General features: G+C 71.2%; 17 protein-coding genes. 3 read left to right on the top strand and 14 right to left on the bottom strand.

The genetic code is table 11. The features are described from left to right. Positions 1 to 28: 28 nt before the first annotated feature. Positions 29 to 616, top strand: coding sequence for a TetR/AcrR family transcriptional regulator (locus tag ACQ0O7_RS16090; protein WP_430782865.1), 588 nt, complete (start codon positions 29 to 31; stop codon positions 614 to 616). A gap of 431 nt (positions 617 to 1047) precedes the next feature. On the opposite strand, the gene ACQ0O7_RS16095 is transcribed toward ACQ0O7_RS16090, so the two are convergent. From ACQ0O7_RS16095 to ACQ0O7_RS16115, 5 genes are read right to left on the bottom strand one after another with little or no spacing between them, the layout of a single operon-like run. After that, the gene (locus ACQ0O7_RS16095) at positions 1048 to 1776 is read right to left on the bottom strand and encodes a YwiC-like family protein (RefSeq protein WP_430782866.1); all 729 of its coding nucleotides are present in this window, start codon (positions 1774 to 1776) and stop codon (positions 1048 to 1050) included. Beyond that, the gene (locus tag ACQ0O7_RS16100; protein WP_430782867.1) at positions 1773 to 2996 is read right to left on the bottom strand and encodes a multicopper oxidase domain-containing protein; all 1224 of its coding nucleotides are present in this window, start codon (positions 2994 to 2996) and stop codon (positions 1773 to 1775) included. The genes ACQ0O7_RS16095 and ACQ0O7_RS16100 overlap by 4 nt, the downstream gene beginning before the upstream one ends. After that, complete coding sequence (locus tag ACQ0O7_RS16105) at positions 2983 to 4155, bottom strand: hypothetical protein (protein WP_430782868.1); 1173 nt, start codon at positions 4153 to 4155, stop codon at positions 2983 to 2985. Before ACQ0O7_RS16105 ends, ACQ0O7_RS16100 begins: the two co-directional genes overlap by 14 nt. Further along, complete coding sequence (locus tag ACQ0O7_RS16110) at positions 4152 to 5270, bottom strand: hypothetical protein (RefSeq protein ID WP_430782869.1); 1119 nt, start codon at positions 5268 to 5270, stop codon at positions 4152 to 4154. The genes ACQ0O7_RS16105 and ACQ0O7_RS16110 overlap by 4 nt, the downstream gene beginning before the upstream one ends. Next, the gene (locus ACQ0O7_RS16115; protein ID WP_430782952.1) at positions 5267 to 5929 is read right to left on the bottom strand and encodes a helix-turn-helix transcriptional regulator; all 663 of its coding nucleotides are present in this window, start codon (positions 5927 to 5929) and stop codon (positions 5267 to 5269) included. The genes ACQ0O7_RS16110 and ACQ0O7_RS16115 overlap by 4 nt, the downstream gene beginning before the upstream one ends. Positions 5930 to 6289: 360 nt before the next feature. Between ACQ0O7_RS16115 and epsC the strand changes: the two genes are divergently transcribed. Beyond that, positions 6290 to 6865, top strand: coding sequence for a serine O-acetyltransferase EpsC (gene epsC / locus ACQ0O7_RS16120; RefSeq protein WP_430782870.1), 576 nt, complete (start codon positions 6290 to 6292; stop codon positions 6863 to 6865). Then, a complete protein-coding gene (cysK, locus tag ACQ0O7_RS16125) occupies positions 6862 to 7782 on the top strand; it encodes a cysteine synthase A (RefSeq protein ID WP_430782871.1) in 921 nt (306 codons plus the stop codon). Before epsC ends, cysK begins: the two co-directional genes overlap by 4 nt. Positions 7783 to 7846: 64 nt before the next feature. Here the strand turns inward: cysK and ACQ0O7_RS16130 are convergent, their stop codons facing one another. From ACQ0O7_RS16130 to ACQ0O7_RS16170, 9 genes are all read right to left on the bottom strand, one after another. Then, positions 7847 to 8296: a hypothetical protein gene (locus tag ACQ0O7_RS16130; protein ID WP_430782872.1), complete on the bottom strand. Its 450-nt coding sequence runs from the start codon at positions 8294 to 8296 to the stop codon at positions 7847 to 7849. A gap of 142 nt (positions 8297 to 8438) precedes the next feature. Beyond that, positions 8439 to 9071 carry a hypothetical protein gene (locus ACQ0O7_RS16135; RefSeq protein WP_430782873.1) on the bottom strand — a complete coding sequence of 211 codons (633 nt, stop codon included), beginning with the start codon at positions 9069 to 9071 and terminating at the stop codon, positions 8439 to 8441. 144 nt (positions 9072 to 9215) lie between these two features. Then, the gene (gene mnhG / locus ACQ0O7_RS16140) at positions 9216 to 9593 is read right to left on the bottom strand and encodes a monovalent cation/H(+) antiporter subunit G (RefSeq protein WP_430782874.1); all 378 of its coding nucleotides are present in this window, start codon (positions 9591 to 9593) and stop codon (positions 9216 to 9218) included. Then, positions 9590 to 10219, bottom strand: coding sequence for a monovalent cation/H+ antiporter complex subunit F (locus tag ACQ0O7_RS16145; RefSeq protein ID WP_430782875.1), 630 nt, complete (start codon positions 10217 to 10219; stop codon positions 9590 to 9592). The genes mnhG and ACQ0O7_RS16145 overlap by 4 nt, the downstream gene beginning before the upstream one ends. After that, positions 10216 to 10794 (bottom strand): Na+/H+ antiporter subunit E, encoded by a 579-nt coding sequence (locus tag ACQ0O7_RS16150; protein WP_430782876.1) that lies wholly within the window; start codon positions 10792 to 10794, stop codon positions 10216 to 10218. Before ACQ0O7_RS16150 ends, ACQ0O7_RS16145 begins: the two co-directional genes overlap by 4 nt. Then, positions 10791 to 12281 (bottom strand): Na+/H+ antiporter subunit D, encoded by a 1491-nt coding sequence (locus ACQ0O7_RS16155; RefSeq protein WP_430782877.1) that lies wholly within the window; start codon positions 12279 to 12281, stop codon positions 10791 to 10793. The genes ACQ0O7_RS16150 and ACQ0O7_RS16155 overlap by 4 nt, the downstream gene beginning before the upstream one ends. Continuing rightward, complete coding sequence (locus ACQ0O7_RS16160; RefSeq protein ID WP_430782878.1) at positions 12278 to 12712, bottom strand: Na(+)/H(+) antiporter subunit C; 435 nt, start codon at positions 12710 to 12712, stop codon at positions 12278 to 12280. The genes ACQ0O7_RS16155 and ACQ0O7_RS16160 overlap by 4 nt, the downstream gene beginning before the upstream one ends. Continuing rightward, complete coding sequence (locus ACQ0O7_RS16165) at positions 12709 to 15528, bottom strand: Na+/H+ antiporter subunit A (protein ID WP_430782879.1); 2820 nt, start codon at positions 15526 to 15528, stop codon at positions 12709 to 12711. The genes ACQ0O7_RS16160 and ACQ0O7_RS16165 overlap by 4 nt, the downstream gene beginning before the upstream one ends. Next, positions 15522 to 15992, bottom strand: coding sequence for a cation:proton antiporter regulatory subunit (locus ACQ0O7_RS16170; protein ID WP_430782880.1), 471 nt, complete (start codon positions 15990 to 15992; stop codon positions 15522 to 15524). The genes ACQ0O7_RS16165 and ACQ0O7_RS16170 overlap by 7 nt, the downstream gene beginning before the upstream one ends. Between the last annotated feature and the right edge of the window lie 111 nt (positions 15993 to 16103).

The following is a 16103-nucleotide window of genomic DNA, read 5'->3' on the forward strand; positions in this document are numbered from 1 at the left end:
CTCGTACGGCATGGTTAAGGTTTTGATCGTGCCGCGCGTCTCCGAAGCTCACCTCGCCGCCCGCCGTCAGCAGATCCTCGACGCTGCCGCGCGGTGTTTCACCCGCAACGGCTTCCACCAGACGTCGATGCAGGACGTGATCAAGGAGGCAAGACTGTCGGTCGGTGCGTTCTACCGCTACTTCAGGAGCAAGAACGAGCTGATCACCGCCATCGCGACCGAGAAGATCTCCGCGGTCACCGGCGTCCTCGACGAACTCCTCGAAGTCGAGCCGATGCCGCCGATCGCCTCGGTGCTGGAGCAGGTCCTGGAGATCGTCGACGGCGCGGTGGACGAGGGCGGCCCGATCCAGATCGCCGTGCAGGTGTGGGGCGAGGCCGTCCACGATCCGGAGGTGGGCGCGATCGTGGCGGACATCTACGGCCGGGTCCGCGACCGTGCCGTCCGCACCGCCGAGCGAGCCCAGGCCACCGGCCAGCTCCCACCCGACGCCGACCCGGCCGGGATCGGCGCCGCCTTCTTCGGCCTGGTCCAGGGCTACATCCTGCAGCGGATCCTGCTGGGCACGGTGGATCGCCGCCTCTACATGAACGGCGTGCGAGCCCTCCTGGCCTGAACTCTGCCGGCCCGGCCCGTCCAGTCCCGATGCCGCCCGTCCCGGCCCTCCGTGTGTCCCGATGCCGCCCGTCCCGGCCCCCCCGTGCGTGCCGACGCCGTCCGTCCCGACCTCGAGCGTCCCGGCCGCGCCCGGCCCCGCGCGTCTCGGCCCCGAGCGGCCCCGCGTGTCTCGGCCACGCCCGGCCCCGAGCGGCCCCGTGCGTCTCGGCCCTGTGCGTCCCGGCCCCGTGCGTCCCGATGCCGTGTGTCCCGGCCCCGCGCGTCCCGACGCCGTCCACGCACGGCCTGCTTCCACCCGCGGTTCGGCCCGGCCGTGCTGTCGCCTGGCCTGTCCGCGTCTGGCCGCCGTCCTGGCTGTCCGCGGCCGGCCGTCTGGCAGCCTTCCGCCGCGGGCACTGTCCGGTTTCTGCCCGTACCGGCGAGGGCGGCTCAGGCGGTTGCCGCCGCGACCAGGATCAGCGTGCTGGCGGCGATCTCGATGAGGCCGACCTGTTTCGGCGACAGCGGGCGGCCGGGCAGCGCCCACGCCCGGACCAGCAGCAACGCGAAGACCACGCCGCTGACCGGGCCGATCAGCGCAGCCCCGGCGAGCGCGGCCAGGTGGTAGCCGACCGACGCCCGGCGGTAGGCGACACTGCCACGTTCCCTGATCATCGTCTTCACGTAGAGGACCGTGCCGGTGAAGTACAGCAGGACGATCAGGAACGGCTCCCACCGAGGCTCGGCCCCGGCGATCACCGTGACGACCGGGATCATCAGGCAGCTCTGCACCACCGAGGCGAGGTCGTTGAGCAGGGCACGCTCGTCACGTCGCCAGGCGAACCAGGCGTTGACACCGAGCAGAACGGCGTAGGCGGGTGCGAACCACATTAGCTCGGGCCGGACCGCCAGCACAGTGATGCCGAGTACAACGGTGACGGGACCATAGAGCTGGATCTGCGTACGAAATCGGGTGATCCTGCGGGTTTTGATCGCCTGGAACAGGTAGTAGGAGAGCAGGTAGCCGGACAGCCAGGCGCCGAGCAGCGGCAGGTCCGGCCAGCGGAACCCGGCGACGAACAGGCCGGCCAGGTAGGGGACCAGCAGCATCGCCCACGCCCCGTGCTGTGGCGGGACGAACTGCCGGACCGTCCGCCGGCGTGTGGTCGTGCTGGTCACGGGGTCACCTCGATCTGGCCGTGGGCGCCGCGCTCGGCGTCCACCATGACATGACTGACGAACGGGTAGTGCCCGGCCTCGGGCAGCACCGTCTCCACATAACCACCGGCGGCCGGGCTCAGGTCGAGCACCTGGGCGCCACCGGGGTCCGACGGGCCGAGCCGGCGGCGGCCCTCGGCGTAGACGGTGTCGAACTGGGCTCCGACCACGTGGAACGAGCTGCCGCGATTGGGCCCGGCGTTGAGCACCCAGAACCGGACCCGCTCGCCGGTTCGTGCGGTGAGCGGCTGGTGATCGTACTGATTCGCCTGCCCGTTGAAGGTGACCGCGGTCGGTGTCTCCGGATCGTCGCCGTAGAACTCGGACTGGACCAGCACATACTCACGATCGACCGGGGGCAGGTCGGGTGGATCGATGATGACCGCGCCGTACATCCCGTTGGCGATGTGCAACAGCATCGGCATCGTCGAGCAGTGGTACATCCAGATCCCGGCCTTGGTGGCCGTGAACCGGTACGTCAGTGTCTCGCCGGGGTCGATCGGGCGCATCGGGCCGTCCGGTGCCAGTGCGCCCGCGTGGAAGTCGACCCCGTGGTCGACACTGCCGTCGTTGGTGAGCGTGACCTCGAAGGTGTCGCCGACCTTACCTCGCAGAACCGGCCCCGGCGCGGTGCCGTTGTATGTCCACAGGCTCCCGTTCACCTCCTTGACAACCAGGCCGATCTTGTGGAGACGCCCGGCCGGGGTGACCGGAGCGGTGGCGTCCCTGCTGGTCGTGGTGGGTGCGGTCGTCTGATGTGAGGTGTGCGAGCCGGCCTCGGTGGTGATGGTGAGAGTCATCCCGGCCGTCCGGTGCCCGGCGAGCGAACACCAGCCGTCCACAGGCGCCCCGGTGATCCCGGCGTCGAGGCGTACGGTTTCTCCACGAGCGACCGTCCCGGTCTTGGCACCGGTTGCCAGGACCAGGTCGTGCCGGCGTTCGTCGTTGTTGGTCAGCTCGATGACCAGGCGATCTCCGGCCGGCACGGTGATCGTCGACGGGGTGAAACGCATCTTGTCGGCGGTGACCGCGACGGTCGTGGTGTGCCCGGTCGGCGTCACCGTCGTGGTCTCGGCGGTGACGGCGGAGGGTGTGGACGCGTGCTGGACCGCCGTGCCGGTGAGCACGGCCAGCAGGACGAGTGCGATGCCGGCGGCGAAACCGCCCTCATGCGGGGACACGGGGTTGCCTCCGGTCGGTGATCAGCAGCCGCAGCGCCGGCACCAGGAACTGGAGGAGCGCGATGAGCAGCAGGAACGAGGTGGTGATGCGGGCGTGGGAGCCGACGGGGAGTTGCATGGCGAGCAGGGCGCCGTTGGTCATCGCGATGCGTTGCGGCCAGTGCCGGTCGAGGACGGCGTTGCGTTCGCGGACCAGTGACGGTCCACCACCGAGAACCATCGGCAGGAGGTAGGCGAGCGACCCCAGCAGGATCTGTGCGACCGCCCCGGCGAGTAGGGGGAACAGCACGTTCGCGAGCTGGTCGCTCCCGGTGATCAGGGCGTGTGCGTCCAGGACGAGGGCGACGAGGAGCCAGCCGGCTCCGGCGGCGATCGACCACGCGGCGAAGGACTCGGGTGGGCGGTTGCGGGCGGTGCGGGCGGCCGGAAGGAGGGTCAGCAGGACGGCGACGGCGAAGACGGCGACACCGGTCGCGGCCACCATCGGCCATGCGGCGAGGACACCGATGGAGAGCGCGACGACACCGGTGATCGCGGTGGGCAGCGCGGTGCGGGCCGCGGCGATGGCGCGGGGATCCATTTTGGTACGGAGAACGGTCGGCCAGAAGGTGAGGAGGGTGCCCAGGACGGTGAGCAGGATCCAGCCGAGCAGGTTCACGTGGGCGTGGAACAGGACCAGTCTCGGGCGGAGTGCGTCGTCGGTGACCAGCATCCAGGCACCGACCGGGATGCCGGTGAGCAGGGCGGCGGCCGCGGCGGCGTAGTAGTGGACGGTGATCGTGAAACGGGAGGGCAACGCGGTGCGCAGGCGAACGACCAGCCAGCGGAGGTGGAGTGCGACGGCGGTGAAGACGAGAGCGGCCCCGGCCACCCCACGGTGACCGCCGGTCAGTACGAGGACGATGCCGGTGTTGAGCAGGAATAACCGGACGGTCTCGGCCCGCCGGTTCGGTGGTGCCGGGACACGCAGGATCGCGGCGGTGAAGTGGGAGCTCCAGATCAGGATCGCGTTGGTGGCGCCGCCCAGCAGCAGGATGTGGACGGCCAGCCAGCGCCACTGCGGCAGGAAGGGGTGAGTGAACGCGAGAACGACGAGCGCGGCGAAGTAGGCGAGAGGCAGAAGCCCGGCACGGCGGTGCCAGGCGGCACGACCGGTCATGACAGCACCCCGGTCCGATCAGTGGTGCCGGGCGTCCGGGTCCGGCGGATCGAGAGGGTGACCGCGCAGGCGGCGAAGAGCAGGAGGGACAGGACGTTGACGGTTCCGGCCCAGCGCCAGACCGGCTCCAGGCCGGCGGCGTCACCGAGGACGACACGGACGAGCAACGAGAGGTGCAGCAGGGCCAGCGGCAGGTAGAGGACCGGATGGTAGGGGAGTGGGCGCCGGAGGACGGCGGGAAGGATCACCGGGGCGTGCACGAAGATCATCGAGATGACGAAGCCGAGGAAGACGGCGTGCAGAGTGGCGTCGTAACGAGCGCCGTCGTGGGCCGGGCCGGCACCCGCCCACAGCAGGCCGGCCAGGGCCAGCCAGGCGTACCCGGTGAGGAGACCGGTCGCAGCGTACCGCGGTAGGCCGGTGGCGCGGACGGTTCGCCGCGCCACGTCGAAGACGGCCAGCCAGGCCGTCACGGCGAGCAGGCTCAGACCGAAGACATGAGTGCCGGCCACCGGGGCCACGGTGGTGGCGGTGGCGGACAGGACGAGAGCGAACAGAGCGATCCGGAACCAACGCTCGGCGTCACGGCCGAGGACGACGACGTGGGCGAGTTCCAGGCGTTCACCGGCGATGGTGGCCACCACGAAGGTGGCCAGCCACGGGACGATCTCCGGGATCGTGAAGGCGGCCAGCCAGAGGAGGGCGGCCGCGTACCAGGCGAAGGCGCCCGCCGCCTGGGCGAGCAGTGCCAGTGTTCTTTGACGATTCCATAGCGCGAGGTACACGCCGAGGAGAGCGGCCCCGGCGATGACCATCAGGAGCCGGCCGGGCCAGACCGGCCCGGCGGCCAGCAGGACCACGGCACCGAGCGCCGACGACGCCGGCGCGAGCAGGGCCCAGCGGCGGCCCAGTGCGACCGCGCGTTCCAGCGCGATCAGGGTTCCGGCGAACCCCAACACCATGACCGGACCATGGACGTCCTCGACCGGGCTCGGCGGAGCGAGGACCGGCACACCGAGCAGCAGAAGCGCGGCATAGAGGCCGCCGAGCAACGCCACCGCCGCCCCGGCCATGGTCGGCAGCCGCCATCGGACCGGGACGCCCGCGGTGGTCATGACGCGGCCCGGCCGGCGGGCCGCAGCGTGGGCGGGAGATGGACCACGCATGCCGTGGAGGTGCCGAAGGGTTCGAGGACCGTGCCCTCGCTGTCGGCGCCCCGCTGATCGAGGACACCGCGGACCATGCCGGCGTGCAGGCCGCACATCGCGTCGGGGTTACGGCCGACGAGATCGAGGAAGGGGCAGGTGCGCAGCAGCACCCGTTCGGGGGCGTGGGGCGCGGACCGGTCGCGGACGGCGGCGAACCCCAGGCCGTCGAGGACATCGGTGACCGCGTCGGCCGGGTCGGCAGCGGTGGTGTGGACGGCGAGCCGGCGACCCCAGTCCCGGCCGACGCGGGCGGCGCCGTCCCGGTCACCCGACTGCAGATCCTCCAGCAGAGCCATGGCCAGAGCCCGGTACGGGGCCGGCGCCGGATCGGTGGCGGCGGCCCGGAACCGCCAGGCGGGCCGGCCGGGCATACCGCCGCTGGCCCGTGCCTTCACCAGCAGCCCGGCTGCGACCAGCCGGTCGAGGTGGGCCCGGGTGGTGGACAGGTGCTGACCCGTCTCCGCGGCCACCTCGGCGGCGGTCAGCCCACCCCGCTCCGCCCGTACCATTCGCATGATCGTCGCCCGGCTCGCTGAGCCGAGGGCCCGGTGCTGCGGGGTTCCCATCGTGTCCACGAGCCGGACGTTATGACGGTGAACGACGTGCTAACCAGGGCGACAGGTCCCGCCGGTTCGGGCCCTACGGCCGGGCCCTACGGCCGGGCCCTACGGCCCCTGAACGGCCCGCCGGTGATCGGCTAGCCTGGCCGGTATGAGTGAGCGGGAGTCCCAGCGACGGTTGGCCGGTTACCGGTTCGCCGTGCCGATGGCGGGCCCGCACGTGCGACGGGTGTTCGACGAGCGCTGTCCCAGCCCGCGCTTCTGAAACGCCCCGCCTCCGGCGGCCCTGGGCCGGTGTGTCACGGTTGCCCTGGCCGGGGCCGGCGTTGTTCCCGCCTCCGCCCACTCGTCACCTGAGGAAGACCCGTGCTGGAAGACATCCGCGCCTACTGCCGGCGTGACCCCGCCCTGTATGGGCCGGCGGTGGCCGAAGTACTGCTCTATCCCGGGCTGTGGGCGCTCTGGGGTCATCGAATAGCCCACCTGCTGCACCGCGCCCGCGTCCCGTTCCTGCCCCGTCTGGTGTCCCAGCTGATGCGGCTGTTCACCGGGATCGAGATACATCCGGGCGCGGTGATCGGCAGACGCCTGTTCATCGACCACGGCGCGGGTGTCGTCATCGGTGAGACGGCGCGAATCGGCGACGACGTCACCATGTATCACCAGGTCACTCTCGGAGGCCGGGGCTGGCAGCGGGATGCGAAGGGCAGCCGCCGGCATCCGGAGGTCGGCGACCGGGTGGTGCTGGGGGTGGGCGCCACGATTCTCGGCCCGGTCCGGATCGGGGACGATGCGGAGATCGGCGCGCTCGCCCTGGTGTTCTCCGATGTGCCCGCGGGTGCCCGGTTGCGGGCGCCTGCCGCCGAACCCGTGCCTGTCCCGTCAGCTTCGGAGAACCATCTCACCACCACCGCCGGTGTCAACACAGGAGCGAGGAAATGATCTACAGCGATGTCACCGAGCTGATCGGCCGGACCCCGATGGTGCGGCTGAGCCGTTTCGAACCGGGCCTGCCGGCTCGGCTGATCGCCAAACTCGAGTCCGCCAACCCCGGCGGCAGTGTCAAGGACCGGATCGCGCTGGCCATGATCGAGGCCGCCGAGGCCACTGAGGAACTGCGCCCCGGTTCCAAGATCGTGGAGGCGACCAGTGGGAACACCGGCATCGGGCTGGCCCTGGTGGCCGCGGCCCGCGGGTACGGGCTCACCCTCACGATGCCGGACAGCATGAGCGCGGAGCGACGGGCGCTGCTGCTGGCGTACGGCGCGAAACTCGTCCTGACCCCCGCGGCCGAGGGTATGAAGGGCGCCGTCAAGAAGGCTCTGGAGATCGCCGAGGAGCAGCGGGCCTGGCTGCCGATGCAGTTCGACAATCCGGCCAACCCGGACATGCACCGGCGTACGACGGCACTGGAGATCTGGAACGACACCGACGGGCAGATCGACCTGTTCGTGGGCGGGGTGGGCACCGGGGGGACGCTGACCGGAGTCGGTCAGATCCTCAAGGAGAAGCGTCCCGAGCTGAAGGTCTACGCGATCGAGCCGGCCGAGTCGCCGGTGCTGTCCGGCGGAGAGTCGGGACCGCACGGGATCCAGGGCATCGGTGCCGGGTTCGTGCCCGAGGTGCTGGACCCGACGATCTACGACGAGGTGGTACGGGTGGACGTCGAGCAGGCGCGGGAGGCCGGCCGGCAGCTCGCCCGTACCGAGGGGATCCTGGCCGGGGTGTCCAGCGGTGCCGCACTGCACGCCGCGCGCGAGCTGGCCTGGCGCGCCGAGAACGTCGGCAAGACCATCGTGGTCATCCTGCCGGACACCGGTGAGCGCTATCTGAGCACGCCGCTGTTCTCCGCCTCCTGAGGCGGGTGCCCCCGGAAACGGGACGTCCCGGCGCGGATCATGCGCCGGGACGTCATCATCGGACTCAGAAGTTGGTGGTGACGCCGGCCGCCTTGCAGGCCGCGTTGAGGTCCTTGCCGGCCTTCGTCGCCGCGTCCTCGTCCAGGGCCTTGGACGGGTCGGCGGCTGCGGCGGCCTCGGTCGACTGGGTGGCGATGAGCTTGACGGCCGCGCCGGCCTTGCTGTCCGAGCTGCCGGCCGCCTCGTTCAGGCTCTTGGCGAAATCGGTCAGCAGCAGCTTCATGTCGGAGGGCGGGAGGTCCTCGGCACCGTTCTGCATCAGGGTGAGCATGGCCTTCTTGAGGGAGTCGCTCGCCTTGTTCGCGGCCTCACAGACGGCCTTGTCATCGGGCGCGTCGGCGGCGGGGGCGGCCTCGGTGGCGGCGGGCGCCGCAGCGGAGGTGGTGGTCGCAGCCGGCGCGGCGGCGCCCGACGTGGCCTCGTCGCCGCCCCCGCACGCGGCCAGACCCATCATCGAAACACCGGTGAGCACAACAGTGGCAATTCGCACAGAAATCACACAGCGAGACGGTAGTTGATCATATGTTTCATGATCAAGTTGGCTGATCGATCGATAGTGGACTCATCCCGGCGGCTCTTCGAGGAGACCGAACGGCCTATCTGCCCGGGGCACTCCGCGCACCGGACAGAGCGATCGTCACCGCGGTGTCCGACGTCGACAACTCGACGCACGTGGCGCTCGTGTCGAGCAGCCAGCCCATCGGCCGGCAGGCCTGATCCGGCAGTCCACGCACCTGGAGGTGGGCGCGCACCTCACTCAGCAGGTCGGCTCCGGACTGTCCGGGGCGGCCGGTCACGGTGATCGTCCGGGTGCACGAGCCGGAGCCGCAGATCCCCTCCTCGCTGGACGAGGGAGTGGCCGTCAGGCCGTCCGGCAGGGGCAGCACCAGATCCGTCGCCGGGACGAACGGGCCCGGTCGCAGCAGCACACCCAGCCCACACAGCACGATCAGAAGCCACCCGGCGAACAGGTTGGCGGACCACCGAACCGGAGCCCGGCCCACGCGCCGTCGCTCCGTCCACCGGCCGGTGATGACCGACGAGCTGCCGAGCACCACGACGGCGATCAGGATCTCCCACAATGCGCGCGGCTGCCACAGCGCCAGCAGGCCGCCGAGGACGCTCAGTGACGCGAGGACCGCGCCGACCGTCCACCGGACCCCGGACAGCCGTGACATGAACAGCCACAGCAGGAACATCGGGCCCGCCACGATCGATATCAGCAGCACGGTGACGATCATGCACGCCCGGCGCCGGTTCAGACATGCCCGTCCCCGCCGACCGGAATCGCTGGGGACAGGCAGCGCGGGCGAGGGCCGAGGCTGAGCGAGCGCCGTGGAACGTCACCGGGGATTGCTTTCCGGAGAAGCCGGCTACCGGGAGCCGTTGTCCGGCGGGGTGTCACTCGGGGAGTGGCGGGAGGTGGCCAGCTCATCGGCGATCAGCAGGTCGCGGCGGAACAGGCCGGCGCGGTAGGCGGTCCGCCCGACCATGTGGGCCGCTACCGGAGCCGTGACCAGCTGGAAGATGCCGACCAGGACGAGCGTGGTGATGTCCACGACCGTGCCCAACCGGATCGCCGTCCCGGCCAGGATCAGCAGCAGGCCGAGGACCTGTGGCTTGGTGGCCGCGTGCATGCGTGACAGCAGGTCCGGGAAGCGCAGCAGACCGACACCCGCGGCCAGACTGAGCAGCGCGCCGCCGATCAGGCACGCACCGGCGATGGTGTCCAGAACTCCGGTCAGCGTCATGCCCGGCCGCCCTTCTCCGAGTCGTCACGGTCATCACCGGGTGCTTCGTCCTCCCGCGCGGATGCGGTGGTGTCCAGACCGGCCGATGGTGGGTCGTCGGTGCCCGAGAGTGGGGTGGCGCCGGGTTCGGGCGGGGGCGAGCTGCCCGGGTCCGGGTTTGCGGCGTCGCCCAGCCCGGAGTCGAGCACCACGGGTTTCGGCGCGGACGTCTGGCTCGGCCCGGAGCCTGAACGGTCTCCGGACGCAGCGGCCGGGCCGGTGGCGTCCGCGGAACCGTTGCTGCCGGAGACGGCGTCCGCCGAAGCGTTGTCGCCGGGCGACGTGTATGGAGCGGACACGGCGAACGCGCCGGTGGTGGCGCCGGCCCGGCGGGCGGCCGGGTCGGCGAAGCGGGCGACCGCGATCGAGCCGACGGCGCCGAGCAGGGACAGGCCCAGCAGGATCGGCAGGCCCGTCGCGTCGCGGCTGTAGGCGACCTCGGTGGCGATCGCACCGACCGTGATGGCCAGCAGCACGTCGGTGCCGACGATCCGGTCCAGAGTCGACGGGCCGCGGATGATCCGGACCAGGGCCATGCCGGCGGCGGCGGCCAGGAACACCGCCACCACCACTGCGATGACGATCATTTCGGTCCCCCTTCGCCGAGTCCGGCGGGAACGGCCGACCGCTCCGCGCCGAGGTGGGTGAGCAGGGCGATCTCGGTGTCCGAGCCGACCGCCCGGATGATCCGCTCCTCGACGTCGCGGACGTCCTGCCGGAACTTCTCGGTGTCCTCGGGGCTGTGCACGTCGAAGACGTGGATGTAGAGGATGCCTTCGGCCCGGTCCATGTCCACGATCAGACTGCCCGGCACCAGCGACACCGCCTCGGCGCACAGCGTCAGGTTGAGGTCGGAGCGCACCGCCAGCCGGACCGCGAGCACCGCGCTGTGCGGCACCCGCCGGGAGCCGATGGCCGTCCAGGCGAGCTGGGCGCTGGCCACCACCAGGTCGGTCATGAACCGGATCGCGAACCGGAACAGGCCGGCCGGCCGCAACCGGCCCGCGAACGTCACCGGCGGCAGCGGGAACACCGCCAGCACCAGCGCGGACACGAGCAGCCCACCGGCGAACGTCAGCCAGGAGAACACGCCCCACAACAGCATCCACGTCACGGTCAGGGCGACCAGCGCCAGGAAACGATCTCGGGCGCGGGCGATCACGGCAGCACCGCCTCGACGTAGGGCGTACGGGCCAGCAGGTCACCGGCGACGCTGTCGGACAGTGCGTACAGCGGACCGGCGGCCAGGGTGATCGCGGTGCCCGCGATGACCAGTGCGGCAGTCGGCGAGACCATCAGCTTCGGCGACTTCAGCGGCGCCGCCGGCACGCTCTCCGGCGGGCTGCGCCAGAACGCCAGGTTCCAGACCCGGGCCAGCGCGTACAGCGTGAGCAGGCTGGTGATCGCCGAACCCGCCACCAGCATCCAGGACAGCACACTGCCGTCGGCCACACCGGCCTGGATCAGCCCGAGCTTGCCGAGGAACCCGGAGAACGGTGGGATCCCCGCCAGGTTGAGCGCCGGCAGGAAGAACAGCACGGCCAGCACCGGAGCGGTCCGGGCGAGACCACCCAGCCGGTCCAGGGCGGTACTGCCGCCACGGCGTTCGATCAGGCCGGTGACCAGGAACAGCGTCGTCTGCACGACGATGTGGTGCAACGTGTAGAACACCGCCGCCGCGATCCCGGCACGGGACGCCAGACCCACCCCGAAGAGCAGGTAGCCGATATGGCTGACCAGGGTGAACGACAACAACCGTTTGATGTCGGACTGAGCCACCGCACCGAGGATGCCGACCACCATGGTCGACAGCGCGGCCAGCATCAGCAGGTCACCGACACGGCCGCCGGGGAACAGCAGCGTCTCGGTGCGGATGATCGCGTAGACGCCGACCTTGGTGAGCAGGCCCGCGAACACCGCGGTGACCGGAGCCGGTGCGGTCGGATAGCTGTCCGGCAGCCAGGCCGACAGCGGGAAGATCGCCGCCTTGATGCCGAACGCCAGTAGCAGCATGCCCTGCAGCACCATCCGGGTGCCGTCCGGCAGGGCGTCCAGCCGCTCCACCAGCTGCGCCATGTTCAGCGTGCCGGTCGAGGCGTAGACCAGGCCGATCCCGCTCAGGAAGATGACCGAGGAGAGCAGACTGACCACCACGTACGTCGTACCGGCGCGGATCCGGGTCTCGGTCCCGCCCAGGGTGATCAGCACGTAGCTGGCGGCGAGGAGGATCTCGAAGCCGACGTACAGGTTGAACAGGTCACCGGAGAGGAACGCGTTGGTCACCCCGGCGGTCATGATCAGATAGGTGGGGTGGAACACCGAGAGCGGGTTCTCCTCGTCACCGTCCGCGCCGCCCTGACCGATCGAGTAGAGCAGCACGCACAGGGTCACCGCGGCGGAGACGACGAGCATCAGGGTGGCGAGCTGGTCGGCGACCAGCACGATCCCGAGGGGCACCGGCCAGCCGCCGACCGCCACGACCAGCGGGCCGTTGGCCGACAGGACCAGCAGGAACGCGGACACGGCCAGGGTGGCGACCAGCACGCTCACGCTGATCACCCGTTGCACCCGGGGGCGCCGGAACATCAGCAGGGTGGCGGCCGCGCCGATCAGCGGCATCATCACCGGCAGGGGCACGAGCCAGGTCATCGGCGGGCCCCCTCGGTCTCGGGCTCGCTGTCGGTCTCCTCGGCGTCGGCCTCTTCGGCGTCCGAGCCCTCGTCGCGTTCGGCCAGTTCCCGCACGCGGCGGTCCTCGGCGTCGTCCTGCACCTCGTCGTGGCCGGACAGGCGCCAGCTGCGGTAGGCGACGGCGAGCAGGAACGCGGTCATCCCGAGGGTGATCACGATGGCCGTCAGGATCATCGCCTGCGGCAGCGGATCGGTCATCTCGGACGGGTCGGCGGTGCCCACGATCGGTGGCGCGCCCGCCTCGGCGGCGGTCAGCACCAGCAGGTTGGCGCCGTTGCCGAGAAGCATCACGCCGAGCAGCACCCGGGTCAGGGTGCGTTCCAGCAACAGGGTCGTGCCGGCGGCGAACAACACGCCGACCGCGATCAGCAACACGACGCTCGGTCTCATACCAGTTCCTCCTGAGGCCGCTTCTCGTGTGTCGGGACAGTGGGCTGGGCGTGCCTGTCGATCTCCGCGCCGAGGCTGCGCAACACGTCCAGCACCAGGCCGACGACGATCAGGTAGACCCCGATGTCGAACAGGGCCGACGTGACCAGATGCAGGTGACCGAGCAGCGGGATGTGCAGGTCGATGATCGCGCTCTGGAGGACCTCGCCACCCAGCACGAGCGCGCCCACACCGGTGCCGACCGCGGTCAGCAGTCCCGCGCCGAGCACCGCGCCGGCGTCCACCGGAGCCGCGGCGGCCAGCTCGAATCGGCCACCGGCCAGATAGCGCACGGTCAGTGCCAGCCCGGCCACCAGCCCGCCGGTGAAACCACCACCCGGGGTGTTGTGGCCGGTGAAGAGCAGATAGACGGAGAGCAGGATGATCACGTGGAACAGCAGCCGGGTGACCACCTCCAGCATGGTCGAACGGCGGCCGGCCTCCAGCGTGTGCCCGGCCATCAGCCACACCGGCTCACCCGGTGGCGGATCAGTCGGGGTGCCGACCGGGCCACGCCGGTGCAGCTCACCGGCGTGCCGGAAGGTCAGGCTGGCCACGCCGGTGGCGACCGCGACCAGCACGGCGATCTCACCCATGGTGTCCCAGGCGCGGATGTCGACCAGGATCACGTTGACGACGTTGGTGCCGCCGCCGTAGGTGACCGCCAGCTCCGGGAAGTCGATCGAGATCGGGACCGCCTGCCGGGCCGCGACCGCGAGGTAGCCGACACCGGCCATCACCGTGCCGACGGCCAGGCCGATCCCGACCCGGACCCGGCGCCGCCACGATCCCGGCCGCTGCGAGAAGTGGCTCGGCAGCCGCCGCAGCACCAGCACCACCATGACCAGCGTGACCGTCTCCACCAGGAACTGGGTCAGTGCCAGGTCGGGCGCGCCGTGCAGCAGGAAGATGCCGGCGTTGGCGTAACCGGTGATGCCGACCAGGATCACCGCGGTCAGCCGCCGCCGGGCCGGCACCGCGAAGATCGCGGCGACCACCGAGACGGCCACCGGCAGCAGGTGCAGCGGGGTGTCCCAGAGACGGAACTCCGCCCCGGACGGCCAGCCGGCGATCATCGCCGGGCCCGCCGTCGCGATCAGCACGACCAGGATCGTCGCCAGATAGAACGGCAGCGAGCCGCGCTGGGTCGCACCGGTCACCTCGACGGCGAGCCGGTCCATCCCGGTCATGATCCGCTCGTACACCCCGCCGCCGGGTTTCGGCCCGGCCTTGCCGGCCGGCATCAGCCGGAACAGCGCGAGACCACCGGCCACCACCAGGACCGACAGCAGCAGCGGCACACCGAGTCCGTGCCACAGCGCCAGGTGGGCGGTGGCCGGGCCGTTCCAGAACTCATCGGTGTACGGCGCCAGAAGGTGATCGACGGCCCCCGCCGCGACACCGGCCCCGACACCGGCGACCGCCAGCACGACCGGCGCGAACAGCAGGGAGCCGGCCCGCTCGGGCTCGGTCCGCTCGCCACCCTTGTCGGCGAAGGCGCCCCACAGGAACCGGGTCGTGTAGGCCACCGTCATGACCGAACCGGCCACCACGCCCGCCAGCACGATCCAGCCGGTGGTCCCGGAGTCGAGCAGCGCGGCGAACACCGCCTCCTTGGCGACGAAACCGATCGCCGGGGGCAGGCCCGCCATCGACGCGGCCGCCAGCACCGCGGCGGCCAGCAGCACCGGGGCGCGCCGGCCCAGCCCGTTGAGCTGCCGCAGGTCACGGGTGCCGGTCGTCTTGTCGACGACCCCCACGATCAGGAACAGCGCGGCCTTGAACAGCGCGTGCCCGAGCAGCATCGCCACCCCGGCGAGAGCCATCTCCGGGGTGCCGAAGCCGAGCACCGCGGTCAGCAGGCCCAGCTGGCTGACCGTGCCGTACGCCAAGAGCAGTTTCAGGTCGTGCTGGAACAGCGCGGTCCAGCCGCCGATGAGCATGGTGACCAGCCCCAGCCCGACGGCCAGGGCCTGCCAGGTCACCGCGGCGGTGCCGCCCGCGGCGACGATCGCCGGGGCGAACCGGGCCACCAGGAAGACCCCGGCCTTGACCATGGCGGCCGCGTGCAGATAGGCGCTGACCGGGGTGGGCGCGGCCATCGCGGCCGGCAGCCAGAAGCTGACCGGGAAGATCGCCGACTTGGAGAGCGCACCGGCCAGGATCAGCACCACGGCCACTACCAGCGGGGTGCCCTCCGGCAGCGCCGAGGACATCTCGGACCAGCGGTAGCTGCCCGCGTGCTGGCCCAGGATGACGATGCCGACCAGCATCGCCAGGCCGCCCGCGGTGGTGACGATGAGCGCCTGCAACGCGGCCCGGCGGCCCGGGCGGGCCGTGCCGTTGTGGCCGATCAGCAGATAGGAGAAGACCGTGGTCAGCTCCCAGAACACATACATCAACAACAGGTCGTCGCTGACCACCAGGCCCAGCATCGCGCCGCCGAAGCCGACGAACACCGCCGCGAACCGGCCCAGCCCGGGGTCACCGGTGGAGAAATACCGAGCGCAGTACGCCAGGACCAGGGCACCGACCCCACCGACCAGGGCCACCAGCAGCCAGGACAGCGTGTCGACCCGGAACGCCAGGCTCAGGCCGAGATCGGGCACCCAGGGGACGACCCACTCCCGGGGCGGGCCGCCGACATTGGTGACCGACCAGCCGAACACGGCCAGCGGCACGAGCGCCAGCAGGTAGAACGCGCGCGCGCCGAAAACCCGGACCAGGGCCGGGGCCAGCACCGCCGCGACGAGGTGCACTCCGAGCAGGATCAGCACGGCGCCGCCAGCAGGTCGTGCAGCCGGGCCAGCGCGGGGGAGCCGCCGACGGCGATCAGCACGTCGTCGGGCAGAAGTTTGAGGGTGGGGTCCGGGTGGGGGAGCACCCGGGTCCCACGGATCACCGCGACCACCTCGACACCGTGGGGGGTCGCCAGCGGCCGGTCGGTGAACGCCGACCCGGCCGGCACCCGGATCCGGACCGCCTGCACCCCGCTCGCGGGCTGTGCCGGGCCGTCGACGTGGTCGAGGGTCACCGTCGCGTGCAGCACGTCGGCCACCAGATGGGCCTCATCCGGGCCGAGCACCACCGACCGGGCCACCCGGTCCGGCTCGGCCGGGTCGTAGAAGGCGATGTCCCGGCCACCGTCCGGCCGCGCCACGATGCCCAGCCGCTCCCCATCCCGGGTGGTGAGCAGGTGGGACACGCCGACTCCGGGCAGACCGATCCGTTCCAGTGTCATAGCGGCACCTCCCACTCTCGTTTTCCGCACCTCCCCAATCCAAGTCTGGGGTGCCGCCGGTGACCATCCGGTCAGCTCTCCATTTCCCGTGCGGGTAGCCACCCATTCCTA

The organism is Actinoplanes sp. G11-F43, from assembly GCF_050589265.1.
Taxonomy (GTDB): Bacteria; Actinomycetota; Actinomycetes; order Mycobacteriales; family Micromonosporaceae; genus Actinoplanes.